The following is a 25,509-nucleotide window of genomic DNA, read 5'->3' on the forward strand; positions in this document are numbered from 1 at the left end:
CAGGAGGGATTGAGGGGGCTGAGGTGTGCTCTGGTTTCTTTATCTTTGCAGCCAGAAGCTGTAGCTGCCAGAGCCAGAGTAGCTGTAAACGCGGAAGCGGTAGGTGCCACTTGCAGCGGTGTAGCTGATGGCTTCGTTGTTGGTGGTGCTTTCGGAGCGGGCGACGGTGCTCCAGGTGCTGCCGTTCCATTTTTGCAGGAACAGGTCGAAGTCGACGCTGGTGCTGGCTGGGCCTTTCAGCCAGCCTTTGAGGGTGCCGCCTGCGTAGTTGAAGCCGCTGCTGGAGGGGTGGAACACCATGGAGCCTGTGGCGGCGAGGCTTCCAGTGTATTTGGTGCAACCTGTGCCTGAGCAGGGGTCGGTGGTGGGTGGGGTGGTGGTGCCTCCGGGGTAAATGCTGTTGATGGCTGCAATGTCGGTGGCGGTGAGGGTGTTGCCGTTGCCCACCCGGTTGTAGTCAATGCCGGAGACTTTGGGGGTCATGGCGAGTTGGTTGCCCCAGTACAGGCCGTAGTGCATCACGCTGTAAAAATCGTAGGCGCCGTATCCGCTGCTGGTGTTGATGATCTGGAATTGGCTGTGCCAGTCGGTGGGGATCACGTTCCAGTTGATGGTGATCCATTGGTCACGGTCTGGGCGGCTTTGTTCGTGGTGCATGCCGACTGCGTGTGCCATTTCGTGCAGGATGGTTCCCTGTCCGGTGCAGCCATCTCCGAGGGAGAGGTCTTGTTTTCCGCCGATCATGCCGACGTAGGACCAGCATCCGTTTTCTTTGAAGAAGCGCACGTAGTTGGTCTGGGTGGTGCGGGGAACCCAGCGCACGTTGGTGTTCTGGTTGAAGTAGTTGACGGCGTTCTGGATGGCGGTGGTCTGGCTGCTGAGGGTGCTGTCGATCACGTAGGGAACGGTGTTGTTGGTCCAGCGTCCGGTGCGGGTTTCGATGGTGGCTTCTTTGTGGATGTCAGAGACGCTGTCTTTGAGCACCACGTCCCCTTGGAACATGATTTTGCCGTTTTTGAGGTATCCGGTGACTTGCTGGCTGTTTTTGCTGTCACTGAGGTTGACTTGGACCCGGTCGGGGTTGCTGTTGAAGTCCATGTGGTGGGGATCCACATTTTGCACAGCAGGTGCTTCAGGGGTGGTTTTGCTGCAAGAAGACAAGAGGGCGGTCAGCCCGAGCACGGTCGCGGTCAGGATTTTTTTCATTCTGGGTGTTCCTCTCTGTGATGGTTGTTACAGAATATGCACATTTGTGATGCGAGTCAACACATGTCTAGCCCTTTTTGGTGCGATTTCTGACAAGACGATCGTCTTGCAACACAACCACAAAAAGAAAATGCCCCATCTGGGACATTTTCCTGTTGACACCTCTGAAGTGGGCGACTCGGGGTTATTCCTGAGGCAGCTTCACATCAATGAACAGTTCTTGCAATTGGGCCTGATCCACTTCACCGGGGGCATCCACCATCAGGTCCACGCCACGGTTGTTTTTGGGGAAGGCGATCACTTCACGGATGCTCTGGGCGCGGGACATCAGCATCACCAGACGGTCAAGGCCCCATGCAATCCCACCGTGGGGAGGGGTGCCGTACTCCAGAGCTTCAAGGAAGAACCCGAATTTGTGCTCGGCTTCTTCTTTGCCCAACCCGATGGCCTCGAACATCTTGCGCTGGGTTTCCGGGTCGTGGATCCGGATGGAACCTCCGCCCACTTCAAAGCCGTTCAGGACCAGATCGTAGGCCTGGGCGCGGATTTTCGATTGCCCTTCGGTGCCAAACAGGTGCGTGTCCTGAGGGTTGGGACTGGTGAAGGGGTGGTGCATGTAGGTCCAGGTCTGGGATTCCTCATCGAAGTCCAGTTGGGGGAAATCGGTGATCCATGCAAAGTTGAAGGTTTCGTTGCCCTCCACCCAGCCGAACATGTCCCTGAGGGCCAGACGCACCGCCCCGAGAGCGCTTACGGTGTGTTTCCAGTCACCTGCACCAAACAGCAACGTGGACCCCTCGTACATGTAACCCGTCAGGATCTCTGCTTGCTCTGCGGTCACAAACTTGCTGATGCCACCAGACAACTGGCCCTTGTCCAGACGCACCCATGCGAGACCTTTGGCCCCGTTCTGCTTGGCCACCCGCTCCAGTTCCTCGATCTGCTTGCGGGTCAGCTCTGGAGCCACCAGAAATTTGACCACGCCACCTTCTGCCAGAGCGGTCGAAAAGGCTTTGAATTCGGTGTTCTGGAAAACATGGCTGGCTTCGATGATCTCACAACCGAAACGCAGATCGGGCTTGTCGGAACCGTAATTGCTCATGGCTTCCTGATAGGTCAGGCGCTCGAAGGGCACCGGAATGCTCAGGCCCAGCACCTTCTGGAAGATGTAATCCATCAGGCGCTCACAGAGGGTCATGATGTCTTCCTGATCCACAAAGCTCATCTCGATGTCGAGCTGGGTGAAGTCCGGCTGACGGTCACTGCGCAACGCCTCATCGCGGAAGCAACGGGCCACCTGAAAGTAACGGTCCAGGGTGGACACCATCAGAAGCTGCTTGAACAACTGGGGGCTCTGGGGCAACGCATAAAAAGTGCCGGGATTCAGGCGGCTGGGCACCAGAAAATCCCTCGCCCCCTCAGGGGTGCTCTTGGTCAGGAAGGGGGTCTCGACGCTGATGAACCCCTCAGAGTCCAGAAAGCGGTAAATGGCTGCCGTCACCTGATGGCGCAGGCGCAGGTTCTTCTGCATGTCGCTGCGACGCAAATCCAAGTAACGGTACTTCATTCGCAGGTCTTCTTTGACGTTGTCATCGACAATGCCATCCACCTGGAAGGGGAGGGTGCGGGCCTCATTGAGGATGTTCACCCTGTCCGCCCAGAGCTCAAAATCAGCAGTGCCGCCTTTGCGCTGGTTCTCGGGACGGTACTTCAGGACGCCCTCTACTTCCACGACGTACTCGCTGCGGAGCTTCTCGGCGGTTTCGAAAGCAGCAGAGTCCGGTGGGACCTGCACCTGTAGCATCCCTTCACGGTCCCGCAAATCAAAGAAAATCAGGCCCCCCAGAGGACGGCTGCGGTTCACCCAGCCTTGCAGGGTGATGCGTTGTTCCACGTAAGATGCATTGACTTTGCCAACATAACAGGTTCTTTTCATGGGTGTCCTTGGTGTCCTTATTGCAGTTTGGAGAGGAGGTCCGTCTGGGGAATGGTGCTCTGCTCTCCCGTCGAGAGGTTCTTGAGGGTCACCACACCCTGTTCCATTTCGCTGGACCCGATCAGGGCCACGAAACGGGCATTTTTCTTCAAAGCGTCCTGAATTTGTTTGCCGGGCGCTTTGGCCTTGTAGGAAAAGTCGGCTTTCCCGAGGCTTCTGGCCCCGAAAGCCAATTGCGCAGCCTGCCCGAGGGCAGCTTCTTCCAGAGCCCCCACATAAAGCAGCAGGCCCTCTGGCTCGGGCAGTTTGACCCCTTCAGCGTCCATGGCAATCAGGAGACGCTCAATGCCGAATGCCCAACCAATGCCGGGGGTGTGTGGACCGCCCAACAGTTCAGCGAGGCCATCGTAACGGCCCCCTCCGCCCAGAGCGCTCTTGGCCCCAACCCCTTCGTGGTGGATTTCCCATGCTGTACGGCGGTAGTAATCCAGACCCCGCACAATGGAAGGATCAACGGTGAAAGGAATGCCCCACGCCGTCAGGTAAGCGCACACCTGCTGGAAATGCGCAGAGGCCCCCTCCCCGAGGTGATCCAGCATCATCTTGGGCTGAAGTTCAGCAATGATCTGCTGGTCCCCTTCGCTCTTGCTGTCCAGAATGCGCATGGGGTTCAGGACCAGACGGTCCTTGCTGTCTTCGCTCAGGCGCTCTGCGTGGGGGGTGAACAGGTCGCGCAGGTACTGGTTGTACTGCACGCGGTCCTCGGGGTCGCCCACCGAACCCAGCTTCAGTTCGATTTTCTTCACGCCCAGACGGTCAATCACCTGCATCATCAGGGCAATGGCTTCTGCATCCACCAGAGGATCGTCTGAGCCGAGCACCTCGTAATCCAGCTGGTGAAACTGACGGTAACGCCCTTTCTGGGGACGCTCTGCACGGAACATTGCCCCGAACGTCCAGAGTTTGGCAGGGGAGGGCAACTGCTTCAGGCCGTTCTGCACAAAGGCGCGCACGATGGGAGCGGTGCCCTCTGGACGCAAAATGAACTCGTCGCTCTGGGCTTTTGCGGTGAACATCTCTTTGCGGACGATGTCGGTGCTGTCTCCGACGCCCCGCTTGATGACCTCCACCATTTCGAACATGGGGGTTTGAATGTACTGGGCTCCAGCGTTCTCCAGGACTCGAGCGGCCAATTCCACCAGATGGCGGTGCCCCCGTGCAGAAAACTGCACTTCGAGTTTGGGGCTGCCATCCGGGAGAAGATCCTGTGTGCCTCTGGGCCTTGTGATTCCTGACATTCCAGAATTATATCGTTAATCCACAGGACGGCAATCCCTGCAACGGCTTAAAGGGACTTGCCTTCAAACCCAAGACAAAACCCCCGGACAGATCCGGGGGCAAGGGTTCAAACCGAACTCAGCGGGTGAAGCTGAAAGGGAAAGAGAAAGAACGCTTTCCGGCCACTTCAACAATGATGAAACTTCCGCCGGGGGTGAGGTTGGAGGGCACATTGAACACAATTTTGCTTTCGGTCCAAGAGACGATGTTCTCTTTGGGAACCACAAAACCGCCTTCACCGTTCTCGTTGGCACCAATTCTGATGACCCCACTGCTGCTGGATCCCAGGTAACGGCCTTGCAGGGTGAATTGCTGTTTGTTGTTTTCGATGGGAGAGACCTGGTAGATCTGCGGGTAGATGGTGACGCCGGTTTCTGCAGCTTTGGGAGCGCAAGCACCAAGGATCAGGGTGAGCAGGCTCAGGGCAATGACTCGCTTCATCAATTCCTCCGTTATGGTTTTTAGTTTAAAAGAATTGCAACTGTAAAGCAAACCCTTACATTCTCGTGACGTCCAATCCCAGCCTCACCCAGAGCTGTGGTGTGCACACCATCAACAGATTGATTGTTCCACAGTATAAAAATGCAGATTTTCGGGTGGAGGATTTGGCATCAGGGGCAATGTCCCTTAAGATGTAAAAAACAAGTAACAACATTCTGCCTCACCCTGTCTGCCTTCTCACCCCAAGGAGTGCCAAATGATCGCCAAACTGAAGGCCATCTTCGGGCGGTTTCAGGAACCCATCACCCCCCAGATCCAGAACAGCCTGAATCCCGACACCCTCCCCGAGCAGCACCCGGAAGAACTTCCCACCCCACGCTGGGAAACCAAAACCCTGCACGGACACGTCCTGCTGGACCTGATTCAACAAACCTCTCAAGGCACTGGACGCAACGCACAGTACGGAGCAGAAGCCATCACCCGCTCAGGAAAACGGTACACTTTGACGTTCACCGATCAGGTGCCTGCGTGTCCTCTGGTGGTGGGATGGAACATCCAGTTTCATGACCCGGAAGGCAAAAAGATCAAGGTGGGCACCTTGACCCGCATCGTGCGTCTGGACCCCAATGGAAGCGTTTACGTGAACCTCACCCGGCCCACCGGGCAACTGTACCTGCAAGCCCTCAAGCACCAGAGTGGCCTGCAGCACCTGCACCAACTCCACTGGGACCCCCTCTGAACCCACCTGTCCCTTCACCCTTCATTTAACTTTGTGGGAAATGTGACGGCCTCAGGAACCTGCTCATGCAGCAAAGCTATCATGAGGCCATGTACAGAACCCTCCTGATGCTCACCACCCTGCTTTCCGCGCCGGCACTTGCACAGGTGTACCAGGGCACTGTGGGACCTTACCCCATTGTGCTGAAACTCGAAAAAGACCTCTCAGGCAAATACGCCTACCTCAGCCAAGGCCTCAGCATCGAACTGAAGGGCAAACAGGACAAACAACTCCTGCTGACCGAACAGATCTTCCAGATCGACACTGGACAGTACAAAACCACCGGAACCTTCACCCTCAAACGCTCTGGGCAAGGCTGGACCGGAAGCTGGAAGGCCCCCGGACGCCAGAGCACCCTGGTGGTCAAGCTGCAACCCTTCAAAGCAGGGAAAATTCACCTCCCAGACAGCACTGGACTGCAAAAACTCTTGAAGGCAGATCCTTACACCTTCGCCATCCTCAACCACCCATGGACAACCCGCAAAGATGGCTGGGTGGAGGAACCCCGCAGCAAAATCACCTACCCCAGAGTCAAAAACGCTCTGGCCCTCAACCGCACCCTGCAAGACCTGCAACTCGAAGAAGCGGCCATGGCCCTCGAATGCCGCTCCATGGGAGGAGGCTCAGACCTCACCTCATGGGACAGCCAGACCACCATCACCTACCAGAACACCACCCTGTACAGCCAGCAAACCACCAGCAGCATGTTCTGCGGCGGAGCACACCCCAACGTCAACACCACCGGAACCACGCTGGACGCCAGAACCGGCAAGGACGTTCCCCTGAAAATGCTCTGGAGCAAACTCACCACCAAAGAACAACACCTGCTGTACCTCAAAGCCTACCCGAGGGCCGGAGAGCAAGAATGCCTCGATGTCCTGATGGACTCCAGAGGCAGCGAGTACACCTGGTACCTCACCAAAAACGGCCTCGCACTGTTCCCAAACTTTTTACCGCATGTGGCGTACGCTTGCGCTGAAGAAGTGGTGGTGCCCTACGCCGCTCTGGACGAGTATGCCAACCAGAGCAGCCCATACCTGAAGACCCTGAAATAAAGCCAGAACCTCACACCAGAAAAAGCCAGCCCTTGACAGGCTGGCTCTGGTTTTATGGGCTGAGGGTTGGACTCTGGGACAAATCAACGTCTGGAGGCTTCTTCATCCCGGATGTTGAGGGGTAGGTAGGCAGAACGTTGGGTGATCTGGGACTCCACCTGATGGATGGAGCGCAACAGCACCAGCATCACAGAGACCACAATCAGCAAGAGGATGCACATCAGGTAGACCATGGTTTCATGATGCAGATTTTTTCTGACGGGATTCTTATTGAAGGTCATGGAAAAGGGTGGTGTGGGTTCAATCTTTTGGCATTCTGGGATGGGAATGGATTGGGGCTCAAATTGCTGTAGTTTCTACGATAATTTCACTTATCGTAGAAAGCTTTTTTAGAGAAACCTAAATGCCAGCTTTGCCTGATGGTCAGCCGCACTTCAGAGCCAGAGTGCACAATGACCCACAAGACTGGAGGCCCTGATGAAAACCCTCAAGAAAACCCTTGTGATGACTGCACTGAGCCTCTCTGGAATGTTCGCCGTTGCCCAGAGCACTTTTGAAGTCAAAAGCCCACCTGTCAAAGCTTCGGCTTATGGCATTGCTCAGGTTCCCGCGCGCATTGCTGCCAGCAGCAACTTGCCTGTGAAACTCACGGTGGTCAACGATGGCCAGAGCATCCTGCATGCCCGTTACTCGGGTTGCTTTGTGGATTACGAGGTGCGGGACCGGACCGGGAAACCGGTGGCGAAAGCCAACCTGAAAAGTTGCCTGACTTCGGGGGGCGGATTCAGTGTGCTCAATCAGGCCGACTATCCTTTTCTGGAACCGTTCATGGTGGGCACCCGAGGGCTCGCTCGGGGTGAGTACTCGGTGGTGGTGACGTTGCTGGTGGATGGCAAAATCGGCAGCCGTCCAGTGAAAAAGATCTCCACTGCACCTGTGAAATTCGTGATTTCTTAAATTGGCGTCCAGGATGGTGTTTTTCTTACTCTTTTTAAAATGGCTTCTGAAGGCCATGGATTGAGAAACAAATGGAATGGGTATCGGGCGGTTTTGGAATGCCCTTAAAATCGATTTTAGAGCATGATCAAAACAAAGACGTGTAGGACATGATTTTCACAAGGAAAGGGCTCTGGGTGTGAATTTCAGGCATATTCCACCGATTCACGGACCACCCGAGCAAGCACCTGACCTTCATGAAAGAGTTCAGACACGATCCGGTCTTCCCCACTGCGGTCCTGCCATTCTCCAGCCAGTCCATATTTTTGGATGGCCCGCTTGGCTGCTTTGGGGGCCTGTGCAAAATGGGCACGGATGGCCCCAGAGGGTTTGAGGATTTCCAGAATGTAAACCAGTTGGATCATGGTTTGCAGGATACATCCACAGCAGGCAGGTCATGTGAATTTGCCTCGGCAATCCATTCATAAAATGTCATGATGATGCATGCAGTGAACAGGAGAACCCCATGGACTTGCTCAACCTTTATGTGATGCTTCCTGATCAAATGGCGCATTCCCTCTCCAGTGGAAATCTGGAATGGAAAACCGTGCGTGTGGCCGATCAGGACCAAACCCTTGTTCCCTTTCGTGAGGTGCACGACATCCACATTTCATATGGCCTGGATGCCATCCTTGTGCTGTTGGGAGGTGGCATCATTGGCAGTGCTCAGTATGAGCAAATCTTCGCTTCGGAAGATGCATTCTTTGGCGGAGATTACACCCACTTTTGCGAAGATCCAGAAACGTTAAAAAACTTGAAGCTTCAGATCAATCAGGTGATTCAGACCACCAACACCAACCTGTTTTCACTGGGCTCTCTCTTAAAGGTGCTGATGGAGGGTCAAGAATTGGATGCCACTCAGGTGACACCAAAATTCATCAGGCAGGCTGAGGGGCACCTTTCTCTTTTCGTCGTTGAGAACATGGTGGGGTTTGTTCCACTCACCGTGGTCCTCAGGTCAGGTGGAGAAGTGGTGGTGGGTGCACTGGTCCACGGCACCCTCACACCCGAGGAAGCCCATGTCATCTGTGATCTCATTGATGAGGGAACACGGATTTGAGGGCGACCTTTTAGGGGCTCTGGATCACAGGAGGGTGGAGCATCTGACTCCATAAGGATGAAGTACCTTGCATTGATACCACCAAAGAGACAACATATTCAGATTGAAGCTCTGGTATTCTAAAACATGACCTCCAAACTCAATTGCCACATCCTGGATGATTACCAGCAGGTTTCCATGAACATTGCAAACTGGGACTCCCTTTTGCCCCACCTGAACATCACCGTGCACCCAGAGCACCACCCGGAAGACACCCTCATTGAACAGCTCAAAGACGCCCACATCGTGGTGGTCATGCGGGAACGCACCCCATTCACCGCCAGACTGATCCAGCACCTTCCCCACCTGAAATTGCTGGTCACCTCAGGCATGAGAAATGCCAGCATCGACCTCGCTGCAGCCAGAGCCCAAGGGGTCACCATTTGCGGAACCCGCAGCACCTCACACGCCCCAGCCGAACTCACCTGGGCACTGCTGCTTGGGCTGGCCAGAAACATTCACACCGAAAACCACAACCTGACACACAACGGCCCCTGGCAAAGCACCCTCGGGACAGGACTGCACGGCAAAACCCTCGGGCTTCTGGGACTCGGCAAAATCGGAAGTCAAGTGGCGCACATCGGACAGGCATTCGGAATGCACACCATCGCATGGAGCCAGAACCTCACACCAGAGAAAGCCCGGAGCCTCGGGGTGGAATGCATGCCCGACAAAAGCGCTTTGCTGCAAAAAGCCGACTTTGTGTCCATCCATCTGGTGCTCTCCGAACGCACCCGGCACCTGCTGCAAGCCAGAGACCTGAAGCAGATGAAACCCACCGCATGCCTGATCAACACCTCAAGGGCCAGCATCATCGAACCAGAAGGCCTCCTGAAAGCCCTGAAAGAAAACTGGATTGCTGGAGCAGGACTGGACGTTTTCGAAGAGGAACCCCTTCCCAGAGAACACCCCCTGCGAACCCTTCCCAACGTGCTGGCGACACCACACCTCGGGTATGTGACCCGGGAGAATTACCAGATTTACTTTCAGGAAGCCGTCGAAGACATTCATGCTTACCTGAACGGCAAACCCATCCGCCTGCTGGAATGAATCACCAGAAACGCAAAGCCACCCACCGCCCGAGTTGAACGGCCAGAAACCCCAGCACCAGATTCCCCAACACATACATCACTGCAAAACCGTAACGGCCCTCGCGGATCAAACGGTCCGTGTCCCACTCAAATGTTGAAAATGTGGTGAAAGCACCCACGAAACCCGTCCCGATTGCCAGACGGGCAGACTCGGAAAGCAAACCCTTCAAAGACAGGGTGGTCACAAAAGCCAGCACAAACGACCCGAGCACATTGATCACCAGAATGCCCAGCGGGAAGCTCTGGCCTCCGGCCTGAATCCACTGGTTGAGCAGGTGCCGAAGCAAAGCGCCCAGAGCACCCCCAAACATGATTCCCAGATAAGTCACTTCCACAGTGTAGTGCCTCTGGTGGAAATGCGGGAGGAAATGGACCTCAGGTGTTGAGGACCTGAGAAATGGAAAGATCACAGGGGTCTCCCCCACAGGTTTTTAAGGTTTTTGGAACAATATTTGGAAGGTTAGATGATGGTGGAATCAAATGTGATTTTTTTGGTTTTTATATTGCTTGTGAAAATATTGTTGAATTGATTAAGTTTTTGAACCAATCCCAGAGCACGCCTCTTTACGCTCAGGCGCACCAATCATGCTGCAATCATGGGCCAGGTGGTTTCATGAAACAGGAAGAAGGCCTTCCTTCCAATCTTCCCTCCGCCACACGCCCTCTTTCCGATTCTGATTTCACTGTGAGGTTTTTGAGATGCATCAACGCTTCTGGACCCTGACCGCCGCTTTTGCTGTTGTGCTCAGCGCTTGCGGTACCCCCACCCCGAAAAGCCAGCAGGTGGCCAAAAATGCCACCACCAACACCGCCCCAAAGATCACCACCTTCACGGCCAGCAAAACCAGTGGACCCGCTCCCCTCTCCTCCACCCTGAGTTTTCAGGCTTCTGATGCTGAAGGAGACAGCTTCTCCTGCGTGCTTGACATCAACGGAGACGGGTACGGCGACCTGAACTTTGGCAGTTGCGCCACCCTGAAAACGCTGGATTACACCTTCAAAACCGCTGGGACCATCAACGTGGCCTTGCTGGTGGAAGATGCCAGAGGGGCCAAAACCAAACAGGTGCTGCCCATCACCGTGTCGGGCTCCACTTCTCCCACGCCTCCCCCTCCCACCAATCCTGCACCCAATCCCGGTGCCAACTTTGAAGTGACCTACAAGATCGACAACGACTGGAAAACCGGCTTTGTGGCCACCGTGACGGTCAAGAACAACGGTCCTGCACTGAACAACTGGACGCTGGGCTGGAATTTTGCAGGTGACCAGAAGGTGTCCAGCCTGTGGAACGGGGTGTTCACGCAAGCAGGCAACAAGGTGGAAGTCAAAAATGTCGCTTACAATGCCAGTTTGCCCACAGGAGGAACGGTGTCCTTTGGATTTGTGGGCAGTTACTCGGGCAGCAATGCGATCCCCACGGTGTTCACTTTGAACGGCACCCCCAATGGCACGCCCACCCCTGACCCCGAGCCGGATCCAGATCCCACCCCCATTCCAGACCCCACCGGACAGTGGGTTCTGGGGTATTACGTGGGGTACCTGAAGGACAAGTACCCTCTGGAGAATGTCAAATGGGATGCCATGACCCACATTGTGGTGGGCCGGGCCACCCCGAGGTCCGATGGTTTTGTGAACACCCACTTTGACATCGACGAGTACAACGGTCCCATCTGGGCCAAGTCGGTGGTGCAAAAAGCCCATGCCAACGGCAAGAAAGCCATTTTGATGCTCGGAGGCGCAGGGGAATACTCTGGATTTGTGGGTGCAGCTTCGGATGCCAACCGGGCCACTTTTGTGAACAACCTGCTGAAAATCGTGCAGGATTACGGTTTTGACGGCATCGACATCGACTGGGAACCCCTCCAGAGTGCCGATGAGCCCAAACTCAAAGCGCTGGCAGAGGAGTTGAAAGCCAAAAAACCCGGCCTGCTGCTGACCCTGCCTGTGGGTTGGGCGAATGCCAACTTCCCTGCCAGTGAGGCCAGACCTTACTTTGGCCAGATTGCCCCGCTGTTTGACCGCATCAACATCATGAGTTACAGCATGGCCGGTGTGTGGGGAGGCTGGAAATCCTGGCACTCTTCGGCGCTCAGTGGTCACACCCCCAACACCCCTTCCAGCATTGAGGTGAGTGTGAATGCCTATGTTGCCGCTGGAGTTCCTGCCAGCAAACTCGGGCTGGGCATCGGGTTTTATGGCACCTGCTGGCAAGGGGTGACCGGCCCCTTGCAGACCTCTGACACCATGAAAGTGGTGGCCGATGACAACGTGATGAGCTTCACCAACATCATGAACGAGTATTACGCGCCTGCAGCATACATGTGGGACGACAGTGCCAAAGTGCCCTACCTGAGTTCTGCAGCTGGACTGGGCAGCCAGAAGTGCAACTTCATTTCCTATGAAGACGCCCGATCCATTGGCCTGAAAGGCAACTACGCCAAACAGAAAGGTCTGGGAGGAGCCATCATCTGGAACATCAACGAAGGGTACCTGCCCAACGCCACCTCAGGGTCCAAGGATCCTTTGATGGACGCCGTGAAGCAAGCTTTCTTGCAGTGATCCTGCAAACTGAAAACCCTTGATGGGACAATCCAAGCCCGGTTCCCGAGTGGAGCCGGGTTTTTGCTGGACAGGACCACCCCAAATGGGCCATGAATTGGGGCAAAGAATGTGCATTGAACCACCCGAGAATGGTCACTTTGTGTGCCTGCGCTCAATTTCTGCTTATACTCTAGGTATGTTGCGATTGTCACCCCCTGAGCACTGGCCGGAGGCCGTGCGTCGATCCTCTGAAATCGTGACCCTGCGCAAGGGTGAGATGATCTTTCAGGAAGGCGATGGGGCTTCGCACCTGTACCACCTGTGCTCTGGACACGTGCGCTTGTTCAGGCTGACGGGACAAGACCGGGAAGTGACCCTGTGTGTGGCCTCTCAGGGCCAGTGGCTGTCTGAAGGCAGCTTGTCCGGGGTGGCCCAGCCGTTTTTTGCAGAGTCTCTGGACGCTGCGGTGCTGCTGCGGATTCCCATCCAGCCGCTCTTGCAGGCCGCCAGAGTCAACATGGAACTGGCGCAATTTCTGGTGCAGATCGTGACCTCGCAGATCTCTCTGCTGCAAAAACAGCACCAGCAACTGGTGTTTCAGGATGTGGCCCAGAGACTGGCAACCACGTTACTGACATTGGCTTCACAATCGAAGATGATCAACGGGAAGCTGTCCCATCAGGATCTGGCGTACATGGTGGGGTCCACCCGTGAGACCATCACCAAACTGCTGGGGGAATTCCGTGATCTGGGTTTGCTTGAACTGGGCTATCGCAAGATAGGCTTATTGGATGAGGAGGGCCTGCGCCGTCTGGCGACAGAGCGACAGTAAATTGAAAAACATTGCCAGCCACCACACCACCACCGAATTGCGGCATTTTTACCGTCTGGCTCCCGGCGACCTGGAAGGGGCCTTGCAGTCTCCCCCATCCAACGTGGACCGGGAACGTCTGGTTGCTGCTTTGCGCCGTTACCACCAGAGCCTCGGGACCCTCAGTGAAACGCTGGAAAGCCAGTTGCAGAAACTCGCCCATCCGAACAGTCGGGTGGTTGTTGCTGGACAGCAGGCCGGTTTGCTGCTCGGGCCTGCTTTCACAGTGCACAAAGCTGTGGATGCCATCTTGCTGGCCCGTCAACTGGACCGGGAAGACCAGCCTGTGTTGCCGATCTTCTGGGTGGCCAGTCAGGACCACGATTCACAGGAGGTCGCCTCCACGTTCCTCTTGGACTTTCAGGAGAACCTCGTGCATCTGGGTTTGCCTTTGCCTCAAGGGGTCCCGGTGTACCGGATTCCCCTCAAAGAGGAATGGGTGAACCATGTGGTGGGTGCCCTGCAAAACATGGACGCCCCATTCAAAGATCAGGCAGTGGATCTGGTTCAGCAGAGCGCCAGAGGCAATTATGCAGATTGGTTCTCGGGGATGGCCCAGAGGCTCTTGGGAGAGCATGGACTGATTGCTTTCGATCCGATGTTCCCAGATCTGGCGGCTTTGTTCAGTCCAGCCATCGAGCGGGAGTTGCAAAAACCTCTGGCCAGTCCGCACCGCATTGAGGACGCCGCAGCAGAATTGATTGCTCTGGGGTTTGAACCGCAGTTGCGCCGTCAGGCCGGGGCCACGAACCTGTTTCTGGAGGGCAACGATGGGCACCGCAGACTCCTGAGGTATGACGGCAGCCACTTCCATGCAGACCGCCTGTACACCCTCCGTGAACTTCAGGACCTCTTGAAGCACGACCCGAGCCGCATCACTCCAGCAGCGGGCTTGCGTCCCATCGTGCAAGACACGGTGCTTCCAACCATTGTGAATGTGCTCGGTCCGGGTGAGTTGGCTTACGCCACGCAGCTTGGCAAGGTGTACGACCTGCACGGGGTCAGTCAACCCTTGCTCTGGAAACGCCTGAGCGTCACCTACATTGAACCGCCCGTGCAACGCATGCTGGAAAAGTACGGCATCACGGCGCAAGATTTTCAGAAGGATCCAGAGGGCATCACCGAAAGGCTGCTGCTTCAGGAAAGCGGCATCCAGCAGAACTTCCGTGAAAAACTCGGGGAACTGGAGCTTTTGTTCGAGCAACTGGCAGAGACTTCTCTGGAACTGGACCCCAATCTGGCAGGCAGTGTGCACCGCTCACGCCAGAGGGTGGTGGGGCATGTGCAGCGTCTGGAACGCAAGCTGGCCCGCCACATGATGCAAACGGAGAATGCCAGAGAAGGGCAATTTGCGCGTCTGCACCGCCATTTGCTGCCTGCAGGCATTCCGCAGGAGCGTGCCCTGAGTTACTTCACGTACCTCGCGAAGTACGGGGATTTCCCCTTGAAACAGCTGCTTTCCCTCACCGCAGGTGCCCAGAGTCGATTAAACTTATAAGGACTGATGCGTTCACCGTTACCGTTCAGATTTCGCAACCGACTGGAAACCAGCCGCATGGTGCTTTACAGCGCTCTGGCCGGAAGTCTGGTCGGCGTGGTGGGTGCATTGCTGCTCAGCGGTCTGGATTTGGCGCAGGACTTCCTGATGGGCCTTGCTGGGTACCATCCGCCTTCTTTGCCGTCCAGAGGGGGCGTCCTGATGGCCTTCGAGGGGAATGTGCGCTGGTGGGCGCTCCTGATTCTGCCTGTGATGGTGGGAATCAGCGTGTGGCTGTACCGCCCACAGCACATTGATCCTCTGGCGGAAAACATCGAGCATTACCACAGCGGAGAGTCCAGGCCCATCCAGTGGGGCATGCAACTGCGCCGGATTCTGGCGGGGTTCCTGTCGGTGGGGGCCGGGGTGCCTCTGGGACGTGAAGGGATGCTGCTGAGTGTCGCGCAAGCCACTGCGCACCTGACTTCCAGGTTTGGTTCCCTGTCCAAAAGTGAAGCCCGCACCATCCTGATGGCCAGCAGTGCCGCTGTGCTGGGCGTGGTGTTCCATGCCCCTCTGGCCTGCGCCGTGATCATCGCAGAAATCCTGTACCGCCGCAATGAATTCGAATTTGAAATCCTGATGCCTGCCGTGCTGTCCAGCGTGGCAGCTTATGCGGTTTACGGCTCTTTGATGGGGTTTTCTCCCTTGCTGGACATTCCGCCCGTCGAAACCCCTTCGTACTGGTCCATGCCCCTGTACCTGCTGCTCGGGGCCGTGATTGCCGGGATGGCCAACGTGTACCTGCAAGCCATCCGTGCCCTGCGCAGAAACCTGAGAAGCCTGAAAATCAACCTGCTGTTCGTTCCGGTGGCTGGAGCAGTGGGGGTGGCCCTGTGCAGCGTGTTCTTTGATGGCACCCTCGGGGACGGACTGGGTTGGTTGCAACTCGGGATGCTGGGCATGCTGGATGACTTGAGCGTGTACCAGCACTTCATGGTGCGCTTCATGATCACCTTGATGGTCTCAGGGACCTTCATGATCGGAGGGTACTTCACCCCTCAACTGGTGATCGGCGGATTCGCCGGGGCCAGTCTGGGGGCTGCCATCAACGCGGTTTTCCCAGCAGATCCAGTGAATGTGCTGGTGTTTGGTCTGGTGGGGGCAGCCGCTTTCCTGAGCAGCACCACCAACATCCCCCTCGGAGCCACCCTGCTGGTCGCCACCTGGAGCGGTGAACAAATCCTGATCCCTCTGGTGCTTTCCACCTTCACCGCTTACGCAGTCGGCGGGGTGTACAGCCTGTACGTCGAGCAGAAAAACGTCCGGGCAGAGTCCGGCGCACACATCAGCAACATTGTGTCCGAGGCACTCAGCCAGCCCGGACCGCAGGACCTGATGGACCTCCTGAGAAACCAGCCGGTGACCGTGCTGCAAGGGGACACCGAACAAATCAGCGAAATTGATGTGCCCACCCACTGGTACGACAAAACCAAGGACCTGATCGACCTTCCCGAGAGCATCCTGATTTTTGCCATTGCCCGAGAAGGCAAAATCCTGATCCCCAACAACAAAACCCCTTTCATTGAGGGAGACAAGGTGATCCTGATTGGTGAGCCTCCAGAGGTGGCTGCCTTCAAGGAGATGCTGGCCCAGCAGAAAGAAACCACTTCGCAGGAGGCCCCGGAAACCCCGTCTGAAAACGGGGTGGTGGCATGAGTGGAACTTTGAATTTGAAGCCCACCAAGCCCCTAGAAGACACCCCTCAGGGGTACATGCAGATGGAGAATTACAGCAGTGTGAAACGCCTCTGGACGTACCTGCAGGCGGCAGATTCAAGAGGTCTCTCCATCCGCCTGCTTCGCACCGACACCGAAGACGTGTGCAGAAGGCACCTCTCTGGATACCAGCTTGCCAACGCAGGGTTTTTGCTGGACCAGAGCCGCACTTTGAAACACCTCGACGAGCACGTGTACAGCCCGCACCCCACATTGCTGGCCGCTCTGGAGGGGGATTTTGATCCTTTAAAAACCCTGCTGAGTGAGCATTACGTCCTGAAGGTGGATTTTGTGCTGGGATTCACCCGCTTGCGGCAACTGGTCCTGAAACCCACAGCCCTGTATGTTCCCAAGCCCGAGACCACCGAAAAGCTGGACCTGAAACTCGAACCGCGCCGATTTGGTCGGGATGAGTGGAAAGTCATGCTGGACAAGGCTTGCGGCTTGATGCAGTGAGCAAAGGAGCTTACAGGTCTTCGATGGGGGTCTGACCACTCAACCAGTTGAGTTCACTGTCCTGCATGAACAGGTTCGTCCAGTGCAGTTTGGGGGTGCCCCAATCCTGGTACCCAAGCACCAAGTCGCACAGGTCTCGGGTGCCCTGCACGGAAGGGCTTTTCATCAAAGCATCCACTTTTTGCAGGTATCCCTCAGGCAACTCTGGGGCCAGTTCGAGCATTCTGAGCATCCACTTGTGGTAAGGGAAAAACAGGCGGTTGTGGGCAAGGAGCATCCGGGCAGTGAACAGTACCGCACGATTGGCCGACCATGAAAGCAAGTAAGGGTTCTGGTGCTTTTCACCCTCTCCAACGTACCAGTGCATGGCCTGCACCTGCGCCATGAAACGGTGAATGCGGTCCTGAACGCCCTCCTCTGGATACGTGGTGATCTGCTCCAGCAGGGATTGCAGTTCCGCAGCGTCCCCTCTGGAGTAAGCAACAAAAGACTTCCAGAAGGCAGCTCTGGCAGGTTCACTGCCTTTTTCGGCCACAGTACGCAGGAAAGCGAGGGACAGGTGCTTGCCGTCCACGTAGCCTCCTTCGTAGTCCGTGAAGTCTTCGGAGTAGTAGGAAAGTTGACCCGAAGCTTTGCGCTGCTCGAAAGCCTCTTCGTCCACCACAATCAGCACGTCCAGATCGCTGGAAGGTTTCCCGAAACCCTTGACCAGAGACCCCCCAACCACAATGGCCTGCACCTCTGGGTTCTGGCTGTACTGGGCGATGAAGCGTTCAAGGGCGGATTGATGGTGTGGGTAGAGCATGGGGGTGTCCTCCTGAAGGTTTTGAAATCGTTTTCAAAATCAGTGTACAGCTCTCTGGCTTTGTCAGGATAGGCGAAATGGCAGAGCCTCACTCTGGTCGCCACATCAAAATCAAAACCCATCTTGTTTTGACAGATGGCTTCTTCAACCTCAGGGTAGACGCAAAGTCGCTGTTCGGGCGATGAAAAAAGAAAGAGCCGTCAGCCCTCAGCGTTCAGCCGTCAGCCAGAAGGAAAGTCTTCTTCCAGTCGGTTGAGCTTGCCAAACCTGATGGGGCTTGGCCTTTGGGTCTTGCTGCTCTCGAAAGCAAAAGCCTCTGGATCCGCTTTTCACTGAGCGCTGACTGCTTTCTCAAGTGCCATGCCAAAGGTCAGACTTTGCGGTGAACCTGTATTCAACCTCCCTTGAACGCTGAAGCCGTCCTGAGGTTAGAATGAACTGCAATCCCCTGCAGCATTGGAGGCATATGCGCGGTTTATCTCCCGAGGCGATGGTGCTCGAAGAAATCAGGCAACAGAAACTGGTCAACCCCGAGGAATACCTGTTGATCCAGAAGTACATCCAGACCCGCACCGACCACAGCAGTGCTTCGCAAATCAAGGACCTGCACCAGAGTTGGCAAAGCGGTGAGATCACCGAAGTGACCTATCTGGACACCAAAGCCAAGCTGATCACCCGCATCCGCAAGGAAGTCAAAACCCGTGAGATTTCTCCGGTGGTGCAAGAAGAAGTGGTGATGAAAAAGCCTGCCCCACGGGTGCCTTTTTTGCTTTTTCCTTTGCTGGCGGTGGCTTTTTTCGGGTTGGGATTCACAGGGATTTTTACGCCCAAACCCACAGAATCGGCACAATTTCTGGAAAGCATCCTCAAACGCCCGAGTGGCAGTTACCCCATGGAAAGTTTCCGGCAACCGGACGGCACCTTCAAGTTCGATTACCCGAACACCCGACTCGGAGAGAGCACCCATCTGGTGTGGTACTCCCCTGAGAAGTGGTGGTTTCACATCGAGAAACCCGCCATTGAAGCCACAGACCTTGGGAAAGGCCGTGCTCTGGACGGAGGATTGACCGTGGTGGACACCCGTTTCGGGAACCTGTTTGTTGAAGAGGGATCCACAGGACTGCACATCCGCTCTGAAATGTTCCAGAAAGCTTTTTCAGGGCAGTGACCGCACAGACCCCCGCTCGATGATGTGCACCCCGAGGTCCAGTCCTTTCTGACCATCGGGGTTGTGCAGGCATTCCATCAACAGGTGCACCGCTTGCTGGCCCATCTCCACAAAAGGCTGGGCCACCGTGGTCAGGGTGGGATGGGTCATCTGGCACAAGGGCAGGTTGTCGTAGCCCATCACACTGAGTTGCTCTGGCACGGACATGTGGTGCTCTGCGGCAACGGACAGCACACCTGCAGCCATCTCATCGCTGCATGCGAACACTGCACTGACTGCGGTTTCCCGTTCCAGCAGCAACCGAAAACCGTCTTTTCCGTCCTGAAAAGAGAAACCTCTGGTGTACACGATGTGCCGTTCCTGCACCGGAAGCTGGTGGTGCAGCAAGGCATCCAGATAACCTGTCACCCGAGCCGTGGAACTGAACGGATCCGAACGGGCTCCGGCAATGATGGCGATGTCCCGGTGTCCTTTCCGAATCAGGAAATCGGTGGCCAGAAAGGCTGCACGGCGGTCATCACAGCGCACGAAAGGCACAGGGAACTGAAAAGAAATCGCAGAAAGCAGCACCACAGGGGTTTGGTGCTTCTGCAACAGATCGTGGTATTCGCGGTGCAGGATTTCGCTGGCAAAAACCACCCCCTTCACCGGGAGGTCCAGAAAAGTGCGCAGGACCGTCAGGGTGCGTTCCAGAGAACCATCGGTGTGCCCCACCAAAATTTCAAAGCCATGTTGGTGTGCAGCTTGTTGAAGTCCCGCAAGGGCTTCCTGAATGAGCATGCTGGCCACCTTCGGAAACACCACACCCAAGATCGGTCTTTTTGAAGAAGGCTCAGGTTCTGGAGCATGCAAGACGACATACCCGAGGTCCTGCATGGCCTGCAGGACCCTTGCCCGGGTGTCCGGATGGTAACCGCCTCTGGCATTCAGAATCCGAGAAGCTGTCGCCACGGACACCCCCGCTTTCTGGGCCACGTCTTTGAGGGTGGGCTTCAAATTCAATGCCCCACAGGGTACGTTTGGCCGTGCCGGTTGATGGTGGCTTTCCGGCCCTGTTCTTCCAGAACCTTCTGGAAGGTTTCCATCACGGTGATGTCCCCGTGCACCAGATGCACATGGGCCTGCCCGGTGGGTGCCAGAAAGGCCAGCAGGTCATCCTGATCTGCGTGGGACGAGAATCCGCCAATGGTGTGCACACTGGCCCTGACGGCGATCTCTTCGCCAAAAATACGCACAGTGTCTGCCCCGGCAATCAGGCGACCCCCGAGGGAATTCGGGCTCTGGTAACCCACAATCACCAGGCTGGTGCTTTCCTTCCAGAGCTGGTGTTTGAGGTGGTGCACGATGCGCCCTCCCGAGAGCATTCCCGAACCGGCCATGATGATGGCCCCTCCTTTGAGGTCGTTCAGGTTGCGGGATTCCCCAGAGGTGGCCGTGATGAACAGGTTCTCTGGGGTGAAAGGGCGGTCTCCTTGGCGGAGGTCCTGTTCGAGGTCGAAGTTGAATTCTCCGCCCAGTTTCTCGTACAGGCGGGTGATTTTGGAACCCATTGGAGAGTCCAGGTAGATCGGGGTGAGGGGGATGCGCCCTTCATCCTGCAATTGTCGCAACACGTACAGGATGTTCTGGGTGCGTTCCAGCGCAAAAGACGGAATCAGAACTTTGCCGTCTTTGCGCAGGCTCTCTTGCAGGACACGGGCAAATTCGTCGATGGTGTCCCTCTGGGTGCGGTGGTTGCGGTTGCCGTAAGTGGATTCGATGACCACAGCATCACAAGGGCCGGGAAGTTCAAAGTCCGCCTCCACGGGACTTTCTCGGTTCCCGAGGTCTCCAGAGAAAACCACTTTCTTGCCGTCATGCTCGATTTCGATCCATGCACTACCCAGCACGTGACCCGCTGGATGAAACTGAATGCGAATGCCGTGAAACTGCAGGGGTTTGTCCCAGTGGGCATCGGGCACCATGCGTTCCAGCAAGCGATCCACGTCTTTCTCGGTGTACAGCGGAGGCAGCACCTGACTTTCCCGACCTTGCCTGCGGGCCTTGCGGAGGTCCCGGTCGTGGTCTTCCTCTGCGATGCGGGCAGCGTCCCTCAAGATGATTTCGGTGACGGCCCGGGTGGCCGGGGTGCAGTGAAATTTGCCGTGGTAGCCCTGCTTGATCAGCAGAGGCAAGCGTCCCACATGATCAAGGTGCCCGTGGGTGACCAGCACCAGATCCAGAGAGGCCGGATCAAAATCAAAGGGTTGCTGGTTGCGTTCCTCCAGTTCCCGGCTGCCCTGATACAATCCACAATCAATCAAAATGCGTTTTCCAGAGACTTCCAGCAGGTGACAGCTTCCCGTCACCGTTTCCGCGGCGCCATGACTGGTGATGTTCATGCTTTCATGTTAAAGGTTTTGCCTTTGCAGTGCTTCAAGGGGCAGAGCAAAAGCCGTCAGCGATCAGCCGTCAGCAATAAGGACAGTTTTCTGGCTGCCTTTTGAACGGAAAGCCACTCAGACTTTCCGTTTGTGGCTTTTTGTTTTGCTGTTTGCAAAAGCCTTTTGGTGAGCTTTTTGCTGAAAGCTGATCGCTGAACGCTTTTTCAAGTGACATGCCAAAAGTCAGACTTTGCGCTGACCCTGACGTCTCCCACTGTGTTCTCGATTCTCACCCCAACAGCGAGTATGCTTGTAAGGTATGTCGTTTTTCAAGGCACCACCTTTTTCATTTCCTTCCAGCAAAATGCTTGTTCTGGACGTTCAAATTTTCGCAGGACCGTCAAGGGAGGTTTGAGGACACACGTGGAATGGGTGCTCGCTTCCCAGAGTCCCCGCCGTCGGGAGTTGCTGTCCCGGCTCGGGTTGACCTTTCGCATTCAGGTGGCCCACACCGATGAGGTGTCCCACGCCCCCACCCCCTTTGAGGTCGCCAGAGACCTTTCGCGCCAGAAGGCCCTTGCGGTTCGGGATCAAGAACCCCACGCCTGCATCGTGGCTGCAGACACCATTGTGGTGCTGGACAATGAAATCCTCAACAAACCTGTGGACGCCGCAGAGAACCGCCGCTTCATCCAGAGGCTGCAAGGCCGGGAGCACGAAGTCATGACCGGCGTGACGGTCAGCACCCCCGAGAAAACCGTCTCTGGGGTGGAGGTCACCCGTGTCAAATTCCGGGCCCTGAGTGATCAGGAGATCGAGTGGTACGTGAATTCCGGAGAAGGCCTCGACAAGGCCGGAGGGTACGGCATTCAGGAACTCGGGGCCTTGCTGATTGAAGGGGTTCACGGGGATTACTTCAATGTGGTCGGTTTGCCTCTGGTGCGCCTGATGCACGTCGCGCACGAGGCGGGCGTGAAGTTGCTGGGGGAGCATGTTTAAACAGCTTTCCTTGCTGTTCGTGGCCCTGATGATCGTTGGACTGGTGATGACCCGCTTCATGCCCACCCCTCCGATGGCGGTCACCAGTGGCATCGTTCCGTTGACCCGACTGGCCGGGCAGGTGTCCAGCAATGTGCGGGATGCGGTGGCAAGTGTGATTGAACAACGTGACCTCCGCGAACGCTACAACCTCAATTACGAAGAGCTGCAGAACCTGAGAAATGAGGTCCGGCAGCTTCGTCTGGAGGTGGCGCGTTTGCAGCGTGCAGAAGCGGTTCGCAAAACCGTCAGTCCGGGCATCTTCACCACTGCCGAAATCACCGCCATTGACCCTTCTCCCCTGCTTTCCCGCCTGAGGATCAACGTGGGTGGACAGCAGGGCGTGCAGCGCAACATGCCCGTCACGGTGCCCTCGGGTCTGGTCGGACAGGTGATGGAGGTCAGTCGGACCGAAGCCTGGGTGATTACCCTGGTGGATCCCGAGTCGAATGTGGGTGTGGCGATTCAGGGCAAAGCCGGGCGAGGCATTGCTGTGGGCGCACCACCAGACCGCCTGAGGGCTGAATTTCCCCGCAATGTGGACGTGCAAGTCGGAGACCAGATCGTGACCGCCTCTCTGGGTGGGGTGTACCCGGCGAATGTGCGGGTGGGCGTGGTGGACAACGTGCTGCCCCTCGGGGCCAATGCCACCAAACGGGTGGCGTTCATCAAACCGGATGTGGATGTCAGCAACCTTGAAGAAGTGATCCTGTTGAGGGCTTTATGATTCGACCCATCCTGTTCATTCTGCTGACCGTGGTGGTGCAGGGGATGTTCCCCATTCTGCTGCCCAGAGCGTGGGGTTTTGACGGGCCAGACCTGTTCTTGCTGTTGGCCCTGATCTTTGCTGCCCGGCTTCCCATGAACTGGGGCATTCTGGTGGCGTTCCTGATCGGGTTGTTTCAGGACGCTCTGGGCGCAGGTTTGATGGGCCTCCATGCCACCGCTCTGGCCGGTGCCGTGTACCTGTTTTATGGCGCAAGGGTGTGGCTCAGCCAGCAAACCCCCGGACGGGAAACCCTGTGCCTGATTCTGGCCCTGATCGGCCAGTGGACGGTGTTCCTTTTCCTGACCTACTGGCTGCGCAGCAACCTGGTCACCGTGCACACCCTCTACACCGTTTTGCCTTCACAGGTGGGGTTCACCTTGCTGTTCACCCCCCTGATGTACCGCATGGCCGACTGGGCTCTGGGCCGGGTGGCCACCGACGACCGGAGAATATGAACCGACTGAAGGGCATCGCCATTTTCTTCACGCTGGTGCTGCTGGCCTTCGGGTACCGGCTGTACGACTGGCAGGTCCAGAAGTACGACCAGTTCCAGTCCAGAAGCCAGAGCAACTCACAGCGCGTCGAACCCATCCGGGCATGGCGCGGAGAAATCCGCACCCGTGATGGGGTCCTGCTTGCCACCAACCGGATCAGTGTGGATCTGGTCTACAAGTGGATCAACAGCAAAACCAACCGCCCTCTGGTGGCATGGGAAAAAATCCGTTACCTTGCAGGCATCAAAGACCCCAAAATGCCAGAGCTTCCCGTGGGCAGTGAAGTGGTGCTGGCCCAGAACGTGCCCCAGCAGAACCTTTCCGCCCTGTACGAGTACGTGGTGTACCAGCCAAACCTCGAACTCCGTGAGCGCATCGAACGGGTGTATCCGCAGGGCAAACTGGCCTCCAACCTGCTCGGGTACGTCAAACCGATTGACGAAACCGAATTGGCCTCAGGGAAGTACCAGAGGGGTGACATCAGCGGAAAAACCGGACTGGAAGCCAGTCTGGAAGAGAAACTGCGCGGGGTCAACGGCCTGAAGATCATCGAGGTGGATTCCGCAGGCCGCCGCATCACCGAACGTGTGGAGCGCGAAGGGGAAGCCGGAAAAAACTACACCCTCACCATCGACAGCAAGTTACAGAAAGCAGCCGAAAAGGCCCTCGAAGAAGGCTTGCAAGATGTGCTGAGGCAACTCAAAGGCCGCAGGGACATCAAAGAGGCGCAAGGGGCCATTGTGGCCCTCGATCCCCGCAACGGCGAAGTGCTGGCTCTGGCCAGCAGACCCACCTTCAACCCCAACTGGTTCGCACAGTCCCCTACGGCTCCAGAGGCCGGGAAAGCTCTGGGGGCAGGCAGCCTGAACAGCCCGATGATCAACCGGGCCGTGAACGCCTTCACACCGGGAAGCGTGTACAAACCCAGCACCACCAACGCCATCATCGAACACTTCGGGACCAACCCGGTGTTCAACTGCCCCTCCAGCATCTTTTATGGAGGCCGGGCATGGCGCAACTGGGACTGGCGGAACCGGGGGCCCATCGACGGACGCGGAGCCATCGCCCACTCTTGCAACCCCTGGTACTATCAGGCTTCCATCAAAGGGGATCCGGTGCCGTTCTCCAATGTGCTGGCCAAACGCCTCCGCGAACTGGGCTTCGGTGAAGAAACCGGCATCGAGCTGATTGGCGAGAAAGTCGGCATCGTCCCGAGCGCCAAAGACTACAAAGAGTGGTACCCCGGCTTCACCCTCAACATGAGCATCGGCCAGGGGGATGTGACCACCACGCCACTGCAAATTGCCAAAGTGCTGGCCACGCTGGTCAACGAAGGCAAGAAACAACCCGTCACGGTCATTCGGGCCATCGATGGCAAAATCCAACCCCACAAACCCGTGGTTCAGCTTCCCGGCAGCGCATTTGGCTGGCAGCAGGTCAAACAGGGCATGGAAATGACCACCCGGGAGGGCACCAGCAAACACATGCTCGGGCCGGACCTGTTCCCCATCCGCACCGGAGGGAAAACCGGAACCGCCCAGACCACCATCCGCATTGATGGCAAACTGCGCGATTTTGAGCACAGCTGGTACGAAGGCTACGGTCCCCTGAACAACCCGGATCTGGTGGTGGTGGCCTTCTTCGAATTCGGCGGGGAAGGCTCTGGGGTGGCTTTGCCTGCCGTCAAAAAAGTCATGGCAGCCCACTGGGGCATCAAACTGGATGACAAACTCAGGGTGGTCAAACCCGAGAACCTCCCTGCAGATTGAAACCCTGAAATCACCCATCCCGGCCCTGTAAAGCCGGGAT

General features: G+C 56.5%; 25 protein-coding genes. 15 read left to right on the forward strand and 10 right to left on the reverse strand.

Annotation, left to right across the window (positions count from 1 at the left end; genetic code table 11):
• Positions 1-39: 39 nt before the first annotated feature.
• The 4 genes from Q371_RS06845 to Q371_RS06860 form a co-directional block, all read right to left on the reverse strand.
• Entirely contained in the window at positions 40-1,206 is a 1,167-nt protein-coding gene (locus Q371_RS06845) for a M12 family metallopeptidase (protein ID WP_051963504.1), read from the reverse strand.
• Positions 1,207-1,390: 184 nt separating this feature from the next.
• Positions 1,391-3,142: an aspartate--tRNA ligase gene (aspS, locus tag Q371_RS06850; protein ID WP_034337935.1), complete on the reverse strand. Its 1,752-nt coding sequence runs from the start codon at positions 3,140-3,142 to the stop codon at positions 1,391-1,393.
• Positions 3,143-3,159: 17 nt separating this feature from the next.
• A complete protein-coding gene (gene hisS / locus Q371_RS06855) occupies positions 3,160-4,440 on the reverse strand; it encodes a histidine--tRNA ligase (RefSeq protein ID WP_034337938.1) in 1,281 nt (426 codons plus the stop codon).
• Positions 4,441-4,558: 118 nt separating this feature from the next.
• Complete coding sequence (locus Q371_RS06860; RefSeq protein ID WP_034337942.1) at positions 4,559-4,921, reverse strand: IPT/TIG domain-containing protein; 363 nt, start codon at positions 4,919-4,921, stop codon at positions 4,559-4,561.
• A gap of 256 nt (positions 4,922-5,177) precedes the next feature.
• Here Q371_RS06860 and Q371_RS06865 point away from each other — a divergent pair, with 256 nt between their 5' ends.
• Positions 5,178-5,660: a hypothetical protein gene (locus Q371_RS06865; protein WP_034337944.1), complete on the forward strand. Its 483-nt coding sequence runs from the start codon at positions 5,178-5,180 to the stop codon at positions 5,658-5,660.
• An 89-nt stretch (positions 5,661-5,749) separates the two neighbouring features.
• On the forward strand, positions 5,750-6,754 hold the full coding sequence (locus Q371_RS06870; protein WP_157442573.1) for a hypothetical protein: 1,005 nt from the start codon (positions 5,750-5,752) through the stop codon (positions 6,752-6,754).
• An 83-nt stretch (positions 6,755-6,837) separates the two neighbouring features.
• On the opposite strand, the gene Q371_RS06875 is transcribed toward Q371_RS06870, so the two are convergent.
• The gene (locus Q371_RS06875; RefSeq protein WP_157442574.1) at positions 6,838-6,987 is read right to left on the reverse strand and encodes a hypothetical protein; all 150 of its coding nucleotides are present in this window, start codon (positions 6,985-6,987) and stop codon (positions 6,838-6,840) included.
• A 244-nt stretch (positions 6,988-7,231) separates the two neighbouring features.
• On the opposite strand from Q371_RS06875, the gene Q371_RS06880 reads away from it, so the two are divergent.
• Positions 7,232-7,711 (forward strand): hypothetical protein, encoded by a 480-nt coding sequence (locus Q371_RS06880; protein ID WP_034337950.1) that lies wholly within the window; start codon positions 7,232-7,234, stop codon positions 7,709-7,711.
• 185 nt (positions 7,712-7,896) lie between these two features.
• On the opposite strand, the gene Q371_RS06885 is transcribed toward Q371_RS06880, so the two are convergent.
• Positions 7,897-8,115, reverse strand: coding sequence for a hypothetical protein (locus tag Q371_RS06885; RefSeq protein WP_034337953.1), 219 nt, complete (start codon positions 8,113-8,115; stop codon positions 7,897-7,899).
• Positions 8,116-8,216: 101 nt separating this feature from the next.
• Here Q371_RS06885 and Q371_RS06890 point away from each other — a divergent pair, with 101 nt between their 5' ends.
• Positions 8,217-8,810, forward strand: coding sequence for a hypothetical protein (locus Q371_RS06890; RefSeq protein WP_034337956.1), 594 nt, complete (start codon positions 8,217-8,219; stop codon positions 8,808-8,810).
• Between the two features lie 126 nt (positions 8,811-8,936).
• Complete coding sequence (locus Q371_RS06895; RefSeq protein WP_034337958.1) at positions 8,937-9,899, forward strand: D-2-hydroxyacid dehydrogenase family protein; 963 nt, start codon at positions 8,937-8,939, stop codon at positions 9,897-9,899.
• A gap of 1 nt (position 9,900) precedes the next feature.
• Here the strand turns inward: Q371_RS06895 and crcB are convergent, their stop codons facing one another.
• Positions 9,901-10,269: a fluoride efflux transporter CrcB gene (crcB, locus tag Q371_RS06900; protein WP_245618259.1), complete on the reverse strand. Its 369-nt coding sequence runs from the start codon at positions 10,267-10,269 to the stop codon at positions 9,901-9,903.
• A gap of 370 nt (positions 10,270-10,639) precedes the next feature.
• Between crcB and Q371_RS25460 the strand changes: the two genes are divergently transcribed.
• The 5 genes from Q371_RS25460 to Q371_RS06925 all read left to right on the forward strand — a co-directional run bounded on the left by Q371_RS25460 (position 10,640) and on the right by Q371_RS06925 (position 17,063).
• Positions 10,640-12,499 carry a glycosyl hydrolase family 18 protein gene (locus Q371_RS25460; protein ID WP_051963510.1) on the forward strand — a complete coding sequence of 620 codons (1,860 nt, stop codon included), beginning with the start codon at positions 10,640-10,642 and terminating at the stop codon, positions 12,497-12,499.
• Between the two features lie 178 nt (positions 12,500-12,677).
• Positions 12,678-13,313 (forward strand): Crp/Fnr family transcriptional regulator, encoded by a 636-nt coding sequence (locus tag Q371_RS06910; RefSeq protein ID WP_169743803.1) that lies wholly within the window; start codon positions 12,678-12,680, stop codon positions 13,311-13,313.
• 1 nt (position 13,314) lies between these two features.
• The gene (bshC, locus tag Q371_RS06915; protein ID WP_034337961.1) at positions 13,315-14,850 is read left to right on the forward strand and encodes a bacillithiol biosynthesis cysteine-adding enzyme BshC; all 1,536 of its coding nucleotides are present in this window, start codon (positions 13,315-13,317) and stop codon (positions 14,848-14,850) included.
• A 6-nt stretch (positions 14,851-14,856) separates the two neighbouring features.
• Complete coding sequence (locus tag Q371_RS06920; RefSeq protein ID WP_084571282.1) at positions 14,857-16,548, forward strand: chloride channel protein; 1,692 nt, start codon at positions 14,857-14,859, stop codon at positions 16,546-16,548.
• Positions 16,545-17,063 carry a hypothetical protein gene (locus Q371_RS06925; RefSeq protein ID WP_034337964.1) on the forward strand — a complete coding sequence of 173 codons (519 nt, stop codon included), beginning with the start codon at positions 16,545-16,547 and terminating at the stop codon, positions 17,061-17,063. Before Q371_RS06920 ends, Q371_RS06925 begins: the two co-directional genes overlap by 4 nt.
• Positions 17,064-17,073: 10 nt before the next feature.
• Here Q371_RS06925 and Q371_RS06930 read toward each other — a convergent pair whose 3' ends face one another.
• Complete coding sequence (locus Q371_RS06930; RefSeq protein ID WP_034337967.1) at positions 17,074-17,868, reverse strand: nucleotidyltransferase domain-containing protein; 795 nt, start codon at positions 17,866-17,868, stop codon at positions 17,074-17,076.
• 466 nt (positions 17,869-18,334) lie between these two features.
• Here Q371_RS06930 and Q371_RS06935 point away from each other — a divergent pair, with 466 nt between their 5' ends.
• Entirely contained in the window at positions 18,335-19,036 is a 702-nt protein-coding gene (locus Q371_RS06935; RefSeq protein WP_157442576.1) for a hypothetical protein, read from the forward strand.
• On the opposite strand, the gene Q371_RS06940 is transcribed toward Q371_RS06935, so the two are convergent.
• Both Q371_RS06940 and Q371_RS06945 read right to left on the reverse strand, forming a co-directional pair.
• A complete protein-coding gene (locus Q371_RS06940; RefSeq protein WP_084571284.1) occupies positions 19,025-20,038 on the reverse strand; it encodes a LacI family DNA-binding transcriptional regulator in 1,014 nt (337 codons plus the stop codon). The genes Q371_RS06935 and Q371_RS06940 overlap by 12 nt on opposite strands.
• The gene (locus Q371_RS06945; RefSeq protein ID WP_034337974.1) at positions 20,035-21,417 is read right to left on the reverse strand and encodes an MBL fold metallo-hydrolase; all 1,383 of its coding nucleotides are present in this window, start codon (positions 21,415-21,417) and stop codon (positions 20,035-20,037) included. Before Q371_RS06945 ends, Q371_RS06940 begins: the two co-directional genes overlap by 4 nt.
• 405 nt (positions 21,418-21,822) lie before the next feature.
• Between Q371_RS06945 and Q371_RS06950 the strand changes: the two genes are divergently transcribed.
• The 4 genes from Q371_RS06950 to Q371_RS06965 are packed head-to-tail and all read left to right on the forward strand — an operon-like array spanning position 21,823 to position 25,469.
• Entirely contained in the window at positions 21,823-22,398 is a 576-nt protein-coding gene (locus tag Q371_RS06950; RefSeq protein ID WP_034337977.1) for a Maf family protein, read from the forward strand.
• Positions 22,391-23,164, forward strand: a complete 774-nt coding sequence (gene mreC / locus Q371_RS06955) for a rod shape-determining protein MreC (protein ID WP_034337980.1) — start codon at positions 22,391-22,393, stop codon at positions 23,162-23,164. Before Q371_RS06950 ends, mreC begins: the two co-directional genes overlap by 8 nt.
• Complete coding sequence (gene mreD / locus Q371_RS06960; protein ID WP_034337983.1) at positions 23,161-23,661, forward strand: rod shape-determining protein MreD; 501 nt, start codon at positions 23,161-23,163, stop codon at positions 23,659-23,661. Before mreC ends, mreD begins: the two co-directional genes overlap by 4 nt.
• Positions 23,658-25,469 carry a peptidoglycan D,D-transpeptidase FtsI family protein gene (locus Q371_RS06965; protein WP_051963519.1) on the forward strand — a complete coding sequence of 604 codons (1,812 nt, stop codon included), beginning with the start codon at positions 23,658-23,660 and terminating at the stop codon, positions 25,467-25,469. Before mreD ends, Q371_RS06965 begins: the two co-directional genes overlap by 4 nt.
• Positions 25,470-25,509: the final 40 nt, after the last annotated feature.

The organism is Deinococcus misasensis DSM 22328, assembly GCF_000745915.1.
GTDB classification, from domain to species: domain Bacteria; phylum Deinococcota; class Deinococci; order Deinococcales; family Deinococcaceae; genus Deinococcus_C; species Deinococcus_C misasensis.

What these genes read in the sequence shown, in the direction of transcription:
- Q371_RS06965 (WP_051963519.1), top strand. Translation starts at nt 23,658, where the DNA reads ATGAACCGACTGAAGGGCATCGCCATTTTCTTCACGCTGGTGCTGCTG.
- Q371_RS06870 (WP_157442573.1), top strand. Translation starts at nt 5,750, where the DNA reads ATGTACAGAACCCTCCTGATGCTCACCACCCTGCTTTCCGCGCCGGCA.
- Q371_RS06885 (WP_034337953.1), bottom strand. Translation starts at nt 8,115, where the DNA reads ATGATCCAACTGGTTTACATTCTGGAAATCCTCAAACCCTCTGGGGCC.
- Q371_RS06860 (WP_034337942.1), bottom strand. Translation starts at nt 4,921, where the DNA reads ATGAAGCGAGTCATTGCCCTGAGCCTGCTCACCCTGATCCTTGGTGCT.
- Q371_RS06890 (WP_034337956.1), top strand. Translation starts at nt 8,217, where the DNA reads ATGGACTTGCTCAACCTTTATGTGATGCTTCCTGATCAAATGGCGCAT.
- Q371_RS06875 (WP_157442574.1), bottom strand. Translation starts at nt 6,987, where the DNA reads ATGGTCTACCTGATGTGCATCCTCTTGCTGATTGTGGTCTCTGTGATG.
- Q371_RS25460 (WP_051963510.1), top strand. Translation starts at nt 10,640, where the DNA reads ATGCATCAACGCTTCTGGACCCTGACCGCCGCTTTTGCTGTTGTGCTC.
- aspS (WP_034337935.1), bottom strand. Translation starts at nt 3,142, where the DNA reads ATGAAAAGAACCTGTTATGTTGGCAAAGTCAATGCATCTTACGTGGAA.
- Q371_RS06935 (WP_157442576.1), top strand. Translation starts at nt 18,335, where the DNA reads ATGCGCGGTTTATCTCCCGAGGCGATGGTGCTCGAAGAAATCAGGCAA.
- Q371_RS06925 (WP_034337964.1), top strand. Translation starts at nt 16,545, where the DNA reads ATGAGTGGAACTTTGAATTTGAAGCCCACCAAGCCCCTAGAAGACACC.
- Q371_RS06845 (WP_051963504.1), bottom strand. Translation starts at nt 1,206, where the DNA reads ATGAAAAAAATCCTGACCGCGACCGTGCTCGGGCTGACCGCCCTCTTG.
- Q371_RS06920 (WP_084571282.1), top strand. Translation starts at nt 14,857, where the DNA reads ATGCGTTCACCGTTACCGTTCAGATTTCGCAACCGACTGGAAACCAGC.
- mreC (WP_034337980.1), top strand. Translation starts at nt 22,391, where the DNA reads ATGTTTAAACAGCTTTCCTTGCTGTTCGTGGCCCTGATGATCGTTGGA.
- Q371_RS06930 (WP_034337967.1), bottom strand. Translation starts at nt 17,868, where the DNA reads ATGCTCTACCCACACCATCAATCCGCCCTTGAACGCTTCATCGCCCAG.
- Q371_RS06945 (WP_034337974.1), bottom strand. Translation starts at nt 21,417, where the DNA reads ATGAACATCACCAGTCATGGCGCCGCGGAAACGGTGACGGGAAGCTGT.
- mreD (WP_034337983.1), top strand. Translation starts at nt 23,161, where the DNA reads ATGATTCGACCCATCCTGTTCATTCTGCTGACCGTGGTGGTGCAGGGG.
- Q371_RS06880 (WP_034337950.1), top strand. Translation starts at nt 7,232, where the DNA reads ATGAAAACCCTCAAGAAAACCCTTGTGATGACTGCACTGAGCCTCTCT.
- Q371_RS06865 (WP_034337944.1), top strand. Translation starts at nt 5,178, where the DNA reads ATGATCGCCAAACTGAAGGCCATCTTCGGGCGGTTTCAGGAACCCATC.
- Q371_RS06910 (WP_169743803.1), top strand. Translation starts at nt 12,678, where the DNA reads ATGTTGCGATTGTCACCCCCTGAGCACTGGCCGGAGGCCGTGCGTCGA.
- Q371_RS06895 (WP_034337958.1), top strand. Translation starts at nt 8,937, where the DNA reads ATGACCTCCAAACTCAATTGCCACATCCTGGATGATTACCAGCAGGTT.
- hisS (WP_034337938.1), bottom strand. Translation starts at nt 4,440, where the DNA reads ATGTCAGGAATCACAAGGCCCAGAGGCACACAGGATCTTCTCCCGGAT.